This is a genomic window from Bifidobacterium sp. UBA4282, assembly GCF_002394995.1.
Lineage (GTDB): Bacteria > Actinomycetota > Actinomycetes > Actinomycetales > Bifidobacteriaceae > Bifidobacterium > Bifidobacterium pullorum_B.
On record NZ_DGVO01000035.1, the window covers coordinates 35,478 to 44,667 of the forward strand.

Sequence of the window (9,190 nt, forward strand, 5' to 3'; positions counted from 1 at the left end):
CCGCTCACCAGATTACGATGGGTGTATGACCCTTGTTGCCTATGTCGATACCCCGCCGCAGGCCGGTTGGGATATCCACTGCCATACCGTGTACTCCGACGGCACCGAGACCCCGCGGACCCTGGTGCGTGAGGCCGTGCGTCGGGGGCTGCACGGCGTGGCGATCGCCGATCACGACACGACCGCCGGCTGGCAGGAGGCCGAGCAGGCGGCCCGGGAACTGTCGATGACGCTGCTGCGCGGCACGGAGATCACCGCGGTGGACGACGGCGTGTCCGTACACATGCTGGGGTTGCAATACGATCCGGAGAACGCGGGCATCCGCGAACTGTTCGCCGCCACGCGGCGCGCCCGCCTGCGCCGTACCCGCCGGATGGTGGAGATGATAGCCAAGGATTACCCGATTACGTGGGAGGATGTGCTGGCGCAGACCAAACAGGGGGAGCGCACCACCATCGGCCGCCCGCATATCGCCGATGCGCTGGTGGCGGCGGGCGTCTACCCGACGCGATCCGACGCGTTCGCGGGGGCGGTGAGTGCTTCCAGCCGGTACTACATCCCCACGCCCTCGCCCACGGCGATGCAGGTGGTGGAGGCGGTGAAAGCCGCCGGCGGCGTGAGCGTCGTGGCCCACGCGGGGGATCCCGGACGCAACCGTGTGCTGCTGTCCGACACGCAGATCGAACGTCTGGCGCGAGCCGGTCTGGGCGGTCTTGAGGTATGGCACCGTGGCAATCCGCCGGAACAGCGTGAACGTCTGCTGCGTCTGGCGCATCGGCTCGATCTGCTGGTCACCGGCGGCTCGGACTGGCACGGTGCCGGCAAACCGAATGCGCTGGGGGAGAATCTCACCGAGGACGCCGTAGCGGCGGAGATCATCCGTCGCGGCTGTCTGCCGGTCATCCGCTGACGGCGCGGACGGCCGACAGACCCGGCGTCACAGCGCGCCGAAGCCGACGGCGTGCTTGGTTTCGGATCCGATGATTGCGTACCCCAGGGAACCGGCCGGCACGATGATATGGCGGCCCTTGTCGTCCACCAGGTCGATGGTGCGGCCGTCCGCCACCGCGGCGGCAATGACCTGGCCGACCTCGTCGGCGCTCTGCTCGGTGCTGAAGTTCACCGTGCGCGCCACATCGCGGATGCCCAGTTCGATGTCCATGCTTCCTCCTTATGTCCTCCGGTCGGCCGGAGGACGGATATACGGATATACCGTGAGTTGACGTGTTCCGATTGTATTGTGCCCCGTCCTGCGCCGGGACATGACCGATTACGCTCGCGGCGTGCGCTCGCCAGTGTCGTCGTCCTCGTCCGGGTGAAGGCCGGCCTGCGCGTCGCGCATCGCCCGCTCCTCGCGTTCCAGCAGGGGGATGACGATCGTGGCGGTCGATTCGGCGTCATGTGACGGGGCGGCCTCGGTCTGTGCCGTCACGTCCCGGACCTCCGCCTCGCCGGTGTCGTCATCCGTATCGACCGAGCCGGAGAACACGACCGTCTGTGCGGTGGAACCCGACGTATGCGCGGTCACCGGGTGGTCGGCGGTGGAATCGACGTCGGCCTCGCCGACCGCCTCGATCTGCGACGAACCGGTCTTGTCGGTCTCTCCGGTGTCGTCATTGACGGCGGTCTTGCTGGCGACGGTTTCGGCGGGGGGCCGTCCGGTGGACGGTTCGGATGCGCGCCGGCGTTCCGCGTCATTGAGCAAGGTGCCCACAGTGATGGTGCTCGGCGGCTTCGTGCCGGAACGCTGGGCGGGGGCGGCGGTGCTCTTGGCGCGCTGCGTCATCACTCCGAGCTGGTGAGCGAGCCGCTCCACCTGCGCCTTGAACTGCAGGATCTTGGCGTTGTCCGCGCGGCTCAGCGCCTGAACGAATTCGCCGACCTGCTCCATCTGCAGCCACAGGTTCGCGCGCAGCATGATGAGATCGTCCAGTCGGTTGCCGAGCATCCTGCCATAGGCGGCGAGCACGGCGTTGCGGTGGGCCTCGTCGAGCTTGGCGAAGATCCACGCCAGATCGCGCGCGGGATCGTTGATCTGCATATCCTGCCAATTGGTGATGGCGGTGATGGTGGAACCGGAGAAGAGGATGTCTCCGTCGTCGAATCCACCGTGCACGGGGCATGTGGCGAACGACCAGAGCCCTTCGGTCTCCAACACCTGCGACCAGCTGGTGGTGATCTCGGCAGGGATGTGCCCGGCCTGACGCAGTCGCTTGATCCAGGCGGTCAGCTGGGCGCGGATCTGCCCGGTGGCGAACGCCGGATAGCCATTGTCGGTCAGGAACGTCCCGTGCAGGCGATGGATGGCGCCGATGGCCGTGCCGATGGCCGTGCAGTCATCGATGGTGAGCATGTTCAGCGGTCGGGCCTCTCCGATGACATGGGGACATACCATAACCGCGGTGCTGCCGGTCGTCCCGTGGTCGTCGGCGCCCGGTTCGAATACCGCCACGCGGTCCACGGCGAATCCCAGTCCTGCGGGCACGTGCGCCTTACTCAGCGTGTCGGCGGCGCGCACGCGGTCCTGAAGCCGCTCCCGCCCGGCTTCGGTGTCGGTGACGAACACATCGTACAGTTTGCCCGACGCATCCTGCACCACGGCCTGGCTGATGCCGCAGGATACGTCCGCCGGGGCAATCTGGTTCACGCCGCGTACTCCGGATACGACGATGTTCGGCATGGCCGCCGAGGCCAACGCCGCCAATTGGAACTTGCTTCGCTGAGTCACAGTTCCACACTAATACACGGATGGCGCAAAGCGAAGCATGGCACAATGGGTGCATGGCAACTTCGGCGGATGCGATTCTGGACGGTTTGGATGAGGCACAGCGTGCCGCCGCGACGGCGGTGGACGGCCCGGTGCGCATCGTGGCCGTGGCCGGTGCGGGCAAAACCCGCACGGTGACGCGCCGCATCGCCTACGCCTGCGCGTCGGGCGCCTGGGATCCGGCGCGGACGCTGGCGGTCACCTTCTCGGTGAAGGCCGCCGCCGAGATGCGGGTGCGGCTGTCCAAACTCGGCGTCGGGGAGGCCGTGACCGCCGCCACCTTCCACTCCGCCGCGTTGCACCAGCTGCTGCGCGTGTGGGATGAGGTGTGCGAGACCCCGTTCCCGCATATCACGGATGACCAGCGCGGGTTGGTGGCCAAGGCCTTCGCGCGGATCAGCGAACTGCAGCCGCAGGAGAGCGATCTGCGCGACATCCACGCCGAGATCAACTGGGCCAAGGTGTCGCTGATCGCCCCGGATGACTATCCGCGGGTGTGCGCGGCGTTGCACCGCCGCCCGCCGGCGGGGATGGAGCCGGATCGGTTCGTGGAGGTCTACCGCGCCTACGAGACGGTGAAAACCTCACAGGGGGAGATCGATTTCAACGACATCCTGCTGATTGCCTGCCACCTGCTGGACGGGTTCCCGGAGGTCGGCGCCGCCATCCGCTCCTCGATCCGATGGCTGACGGTGGACGAGTACCAGGATGTGTCGCCGCTGCAGCATCGGCTGATGCGGCTGTGGTTGGGGGATAACAGGAACGTGTGCGTGGTGGGCGATCCCGCGCAGACGATCTACTCGTTCGCGGGGGCGAGCAGTTACGATCTGCTGGGGTTCGCCGATGAGTTCGCCCCGCTGTCGGCCGACATCAATCTGGCTGTGGATTACCGTTCGACCCCGCAGATCGTACGGTGCGCGAACCGTGTCCTGGGGGCGTCGCCGAACCGGGCCGATTACCTGAAGCTGGATTCCGGCCGCCGGGATGGAGTGCGGATCAGCCGCACCGTGTACGGTACGGACGCCGACGAGGCTGCCGGCGTGGCCGCTGCGATTGCCCGTCTGGCGGCGCGCGGGGTGGCGCCGCAGGAGTGCGCGGTGCTGACGCGGCTCAACGCGCAGCAGCAGGTGGTGTGCGCGGCGTTGCGGCGTGAGGGGTTGCGGTTCCGGGTGCGTCGCGATGCCGGATGGCAGCGTTCGGCGTTGGACGACGGGCAGGCCGGGCGGCAGGCCATGCTGGAGACGTTGGGGGTTTCGGGCGATGACGCGGGTGTGACCGTGTCCACGATCCATGCCGCCAAGGGCCTGGAGTTCAAGCACGTGTTCCTGATCGGCTGCTCGGAGGGACTGCTGCCGTACGGTTCGCCCGTCCCGGGCGATCTGTTGGAGGAGGAGCGGCGGCTGATGTATGTCGGCATCACGCGCGCCGAGGATTCGTTGCATCTGTCCTACGCGCGGGGCAAGGACGGCGCTGCGGCCATGCAGCGCAGCGCCAGCCGTTTCCTTGCTTAATTGTCGTAATTGTCGGACGGTTCGGTGCCGGAGGAGTCGCCGTCGGACGTCCCGTCGTCGGGCAGCCCCTCATCCAGCAGTTTGCTGAGCTCGGCGTCCCAGTCGATGCCGGTGGTGCCGTCGTCGCCGGAGCCGGCATCGGTGTTGGCGGGCCGTGCGTCCGCCTCGGCGTCGTCCGGGGCCGAGGCGATGGAGCGATCGTCGTCGGTGGGCATGACGGGCAGCAGATCGGGGTGCGACCAGCGGGTGTCGCGCGCGTCGTCGCCGTCCTCCAAGCCGATGCGTTCCCACAGCGCGGCGGCCTCGCGCATGCGCTTGGGGCGCAGATGCATCCCGAGCAGCTGGGCGAAGGTGCGTTCCGCGGGGCCTCCGGTGGCGCGCTCCCTGCGGGACATCTCACGGAGCTGTTCGATATGCGGGATATGGGCCATGCCCGCCTTCCAGGTCACGCAATCGACCCATCCCTCGACCAGGGCCAGCAGGTTCTCCAGGCTGGCCAGCGCCTCCTGCTGCTCGGGGGTGTCGGGGATGCCCACCTTGGTCAGATTCACCGCCCCGGACAGGGAATCCGGATCCATCGAAGCGGCGTCGCGCAGCTGTTCCTCCATGGCGTCCAGGTCGATGGTGATGCCGCGCGCATACTTGCCGATCAGGGCCTCGAACCGCGGCATCAGCCACGGCACGGCCGCGAAGAGCCGGGCATGGGCCAGCTCCTGCAAGGCGATGAACGCCATGACCTCGGCGACCGGGATATCCAGCGAATCCGCATACGCCATGATGTTCTGCACGATAAGCGCGCCTGCGGGATTCTTCAGCAGGGCCAGCCCCTGATCGAAGCTGCCGCGCACCTCGTGCGACATGGCGCCGGCGGCCTTCCCCAGCTGCATGGCGAACGAGGTGTTCGCCAACAGCCGTATCAGCTGGGCGGGGTCCTTCATCCCCTCGGGAATCGGAATCGGCACAGGGCCCGCGAACATGCCGGCCACCTCGCCGTCGCCGAAGGCATCGCCGAGCCGTTCGGACATCACGGAGGCCACCGCGTCGTTCATCGACTGGGCCACCGGCGCGGCGAACTCCGCCCACGCGTCCAGCGTGCCCTCCACCCAGCCGGAGCGGGTCAGCAGCTGCACCTCGCCGGGCACCGGGTCGAACCGGCAGACCGTATCCAGCCATAGGTTCGCCTCGCTGACGGCCCTGCGGGCCAGCTGGCCCTGCTCGGCGTTCACGGTGCGGTCGCTGCCCTCGCCGTTCGCCTGCTGCAGCGCTATGGAGGTGGCGAGCTTGACGTTGATGGGCCCCTCCTGCACGGTGCGCTGCATATCGTCCATGGTGTTCAGCCCCCCGGCGGTGAACGCCTGCATCATCGACTGCACCTCGGCGGGTTTGGGCAACCGGCTCGGATCCTGGCTGAGCAGCTGCTCGCGAATCGGCTCGGGCAGATTCGCGATCTGGCTCCAGGCCATCTCACCCTGAATCGGTCCGAAGCATTCGATCAGCCATTGCCGGATAGCATTCTCGTCCATATCGGTCTCCGCCTTCGCGCTGTGAGGATAACGTCGGTTGTATCCATAGTATGGGAGGTATGCCGAATATGCACTCCACGCGCCGTTTTCACGCCAAAGGCGCATTCCGACGTCTGAGGCGGTACTTCGAAACCCGTTCGCTGCGGTACTGCGCCGGGCTGTTCGCCGTGCTGCTGGGACTGGTCGCGCTGGCGGCTCCCAGCCCCTACTGCATCGAAACCCCCGGGCCCACGCAGGATGTGCTGGGGGAGCTGTCGGGGCGGTCCGGCGGCGAGGTCATTGCGGTCGAGGGCGCCGACACCTACACGGACGAGGGCGAACTGCTGCTGACCACCGTCAACGCGTCGGGCGTGCCCGGATATCCGGTGTCGAATATCGTGGCGCTGATCGGCTGGTTCGACCCGGACACCGTGGTCATGCCGAACGAGGCCGTGGTGCCGATCGGGCAGACCGCCGAGGAGTACGCCGGCGAGAGCCAGCAGGAGATGGACCAATCCCAGCAGGAGGCGGTCGACGCCGCGCTGACGTTCCTGCAGGACCGGGGCGTGGATGTGTCGAACATTGACGTGGACATGCATGTGGAAGGCATCGGCGGCCCCTCGGCCGGCATGATGTACGCGCTGGGTCTGATCGATAAGCTGACGCCCGAAAGCGAGACCGGCGGGCGGACGATCGCGGGCACCGGAACCATCGACGCCGAAGGCAACGTGGGCGCCATCGGCGGCGTGCGCCTGAAGATGCTGGGGGCCAAGCGCGACGGCGCCACCTGGTTCCTCGCGCCGGAGGCGAACGCCGCCGAGGTGGCGGGCAACGTTCCCGAGGGGGTACGCGACGTGTGCGTATCCACGCTGTCCGAGGCGTACGATGCGCTGACGGCCATCGGCCAGGGCAGGGGGGATGACCTGCCGCATTGCAGGGCGCGGTAGAACGGAGCGTCGCCCGATGCGGCAACGGGCGTCCGGAATGTGGGAGGAATCGCGAATCGGCGCGGAAAGACCCCGCGAGTTCACACCGGTTTGCTATATTGTGCAACGTGAACCAAACAGCATCACGACACGCTGAAGAATTCGGTTTCAGCCGTGGGGACATCATCCAGGAATGGCTATGGGATGACGATGTAGACGATTCCATCCGTGCATCCATCGAGGAACTGACCGGTGAGGATCTCGTCGACGAGGATTACGATTCCGCCGTTGATGGCGTCATCATCTGGTGGAGGGACGGCGACGACGAGGACTCACTGTCCGACACGATTGTGGACGCGTATGCGGTGCTGGGGGAGGACGGTCCGCTGTGGGTGCTGACCCCGAAGCCGGGACGTCCGGGCGCCGCCAGCTCCAGCACGGTGCAGTCCGCGGCCAAAACCGCAGGCATGAACGCCGCGACGCCGTTGACGGTCAGCTCCGATTGGAACGGCATCCGACTGCGCGCCTTCGGCAAGGGGCGCTGAATACAACGTATGGCCGCCGCATTGCTGCGGCGGCCATAACGATTCGTGTGGGCGATGAGGGACTCGAACCCCCGACATCCACCGTGTAAAGGTGGCGCTCTAACCAACTGAGCTAATCGCCCGCATCGACCTACTGTACCGTATGCCTCGACCGTATGGCGAGCGCGTGGCGTGTGTTGGTGTTCGGGCGCGTCGCAACGGTCACGTAATCTGAACTACAGAGTTGTAACCGTAGGAGGTCAAGAGCCATGGCGCAGCAACCTGAATCCGGCAGGAACGCTTCGGGCATCGCCCGGGCGGGCAAGCGCAAGTGGGGATATAACCCCGAACAGGTGGATGAGTTCCTCGAACGTACCCACGCGTTGTATGACAGCGAAGACGCCCAGCTGACGCAGCAGGACATCCAGAACGTGTCGTTCGACCTGAGCAAGGGCGGCTACGTCATCAGCCAGGTGGACGCCGCCTTGGGCCGGCTCGAACGCGCCGTGGTGGATCAGCAGACCACCCGGGAGATCGCACGCCACGGGCGTGTGGTGTGGAAGGCCCAGACCGAGGACCTGTACCGCAGCCTGACCGCTCACGCCGACCGCGCGGCGCGTCAGCGTTTCCGCCCGGGTGACGCCAAGGCTCCGTCCTACGATCGCAAGCAGGTCGACCGTCTGGTGGATCAGGTCATCGACAAGGCCGCCGCGGAACTGGGCGTGGACGGGGTGACAGCCGACGACGTGAAGGATCTGGTGGATGTGAACTCCACCAGCGTGGCCAATGTGATCTTCACCCAGCGTAAGGGCAAGCGCGGCTATGACGAGCGCCAGGTGGATAACTACCTGAACGCCTGCGTGCGGCTGCTGAGCCGCATCGAGTCCTATGCCCGCGTGTCGGATTACGTCCATGACCCCGCCACCACGCAGCAGCGCAGTGCGGTGGCCGAGACGGCTGCGGCTCCGGCGCTGTTCCCTCCGAGGGAGCAGACCCAGTCGCTCGATACGGCCGTGTCCCCCACGGTGATGGACGACGACTTCGCCGAACTGCATCGCGTCGAGCAGCAGATCTTCGCCGTTCCGGCACCTGCCGCCCCGCGCGAACCCGCGGTGGCGCCCGTGCCGCCTGCCCCGGTTCCCGTACCGTCCGCACCGTCCGCACCGACTGCCGAGACGGCGTCCCCGGTGACGACGATCGCCATGCCGGCTCCGGCCCCCACGCCCGAATACACGGCTCCTGCGGCACCGGCACCGGTCGCGTGGGATTACGCCCGGCAGACCGAGCCGGCGGCCGCGGCGCAGCAGCCCGAACGGAGCACTCCCGAACAGAACACTCCGGAGAAGAGCGAGGATCCGCTGGCGGGGCTGGCGCATCTGGCCGCCGCCGTGCAGCAGACCCAGCCGATGCCGACGGCCTCCGATCCGCAGGTGCCGTCATTGGACGTCCCCAGCGTGCCGACGGTGCGCTCGCTGAATCTGGACGCCATGCCGTCTCTGGACATCCCCGATCTGTCGTTCCCCACGTTCGACAATGACGAACCGACGCGGAAGAAGACGGAACAGTGAATCAGAACCTTACCGTGGTCATCCTCGGGTCGACCGGTTCCATCGGCACCCAGGGATTGGACGTCATCGCGCGTCACCGTGACCGGTTCACCGTCGTCGGATTGGCGGCGGGCGGCGCCCATGTGGAGCTGTTGGCCAAGCAGGCCGCGGAGTTCCAGGTGCCGCAGGTGGCCGTATACCGGGCCGACGTGGTGCCTGCGTTGCGGGAGGCGTTGGACCGCGCCGGTGCCACGACCACGCAGATCCAGGCCGGCCCGGATGCGGTGGAGGCTGTCGCCGGATGCGGCGCCTCGGTGGTGCTCAACGGCATCACCGGCTCGATCGGCTTGAAGCCGTCCATCGCCGCGCTGAAGGCCGGCTCCCAACTGGCCCTGGCGAACAAGGAATCGGTG

The 9,190-nt window shown here is 67.2% G+C and carries 8 protein-coding genes, 1 tRNA gene and 1 pseudogene; 6 read left to right on the plus strand and 4 right to left on the minus strand.

The annotated features are described in order from the left end of the window. Positions 1-25: 25 nt before the first annotated feature. Positions 26-910: a PHP domain-containing protein gene (locus B4C31_RS05090; protein ID WP_291531595.1), complete on the plus strand. Its 885-nt coding sequence runs from the start codon at positions 26-28 to the stop codon at positions 908-910. Positions 911-937: 27 nt separating this feature from the next. On the opposite strand, the gene B4C31_RS05095 is transcribed toward B4C31_RS05090, so the two are convergent. Then, positions 938-1,162 carry a DUF3107 domain-containing protein gene (locus tag B4C31_RS05095; RefSeq protein WP_033507798.1) on the minus strand — a complete coding sequence of 75 codons (225 nt, stop codon included), beginning with the start codon at positions 1,160-1,162 and terminating at the stop codon, positions 938-940. 108 nt (positions 1,163-1,270) lie between these two features. Further along, positions 1,271-2,680 (minus strand): phosphotransferase, encoded by a 1,410-nt coding sequence (locus tag B4C31_RS05100; RefSeq protein ID WP_291531599.1) that lies wholly within the window; start codon positions 2,678-2,680, stop codon positions 1,271-1,273. Between the two features lie 101 nt (positions 2,681-2,781). Here B4C31_RS05100 and B4C31_RS05105 point away from each other — a divergent pair, with 101 nt between their 5' ends. Continuing rightward, entirely contained in the window at positions 2,782-4,278 is a 1,497-nt protein-coding gene (locus tag B4C31_RS05105) for an ATP-dependent helicase (protein ID WP_291531596.1), read from the plus strand. On the opposite strand, the gene B4C31_RS05110 is transcribed toward B4C31_RS05105, so the two are convergent. Then, on the minus strand, positions 4,275-5,801 hold the full coding sequence (locus tag B4C31_RS05110) for a zinc-dependent metalloprotease (RefSeq protein WP_291531597.1): 1,527 nt from the start codon (positions 5,799-5,801) through the stop codon (positions 4,275-4,277). The genes B4C31_RS05105 and B4C31_RS05110 overlap by 4 nt on opposite strands. Positions 5,802-5,869: 68 nt before the next feature. On the opposite strand from B4C31_RS05110, the gene B4C31_RS05115 reads away from it, so the two are divergent. Further along, complete coding sequence (locus B4C31_RS05115) at positions 5,870-6,727, plus strand: YlbL family protein (protein WP_291531600.1); 858 nt, start codon at positions 5,870-5,872, stop codon at positions 6,725-6,727. A 98-nt stretch (positions 6,728-6,825) separates the two neighbouring features. After that, the gene (locus B4C31_RS05120; protein WP_164999810.1) at positions 6,826-7,251 is read left to right on the plus strand and encodes a DUF3052 domain-containing protein; all 426 of its coding nucleotides are present in this window, start codon (positions 6,826-6,828) and stop codon (positions 7,249-7,251) included. 48 nt (positions 7,252-7,299) lie between these two features. On the opposite strand, the gene B4C31_RS05125 is transcribed toward B4C31_RS05120, so the two are convergent. Further along, positions 7,300-7,373, minus strand: a tRNA-Val gene (locus B4C31_RS05125). Positions 7,374-7,499: 126 nt separating this feature from the next. On the opposite strand from B4C31_RS05125, the gene B4C31_RS05130 reads away from it, so the two are divergent. Together B4C31_RS05130 and B4C31_RS05135 are read left to right on the plus strand one after the other, a co-directional pair. Beyond that, on the plus strand, positions 7,500-8,798 hold the full coding sequence (locus B4C31_RS05130; RefSeq protein WP_291531598.1) for a DivIVA domain-containing protein: 1,299 nt from the start codon (positions 7,500-7,502) through the stop codon (positions 8,796-8,798). Further along, positions 8,795-9,190 (plus strand): annotated as a pseudogene (locus B4C31_RS05135) (1-deoxy-D-xylulose-5-phosphate reductoisomerase); the annotation flags it as partial. The gene B4C31_RS05130 and the pseudogene B4C31_RS05135, both read left to right, overlap by 4 nt.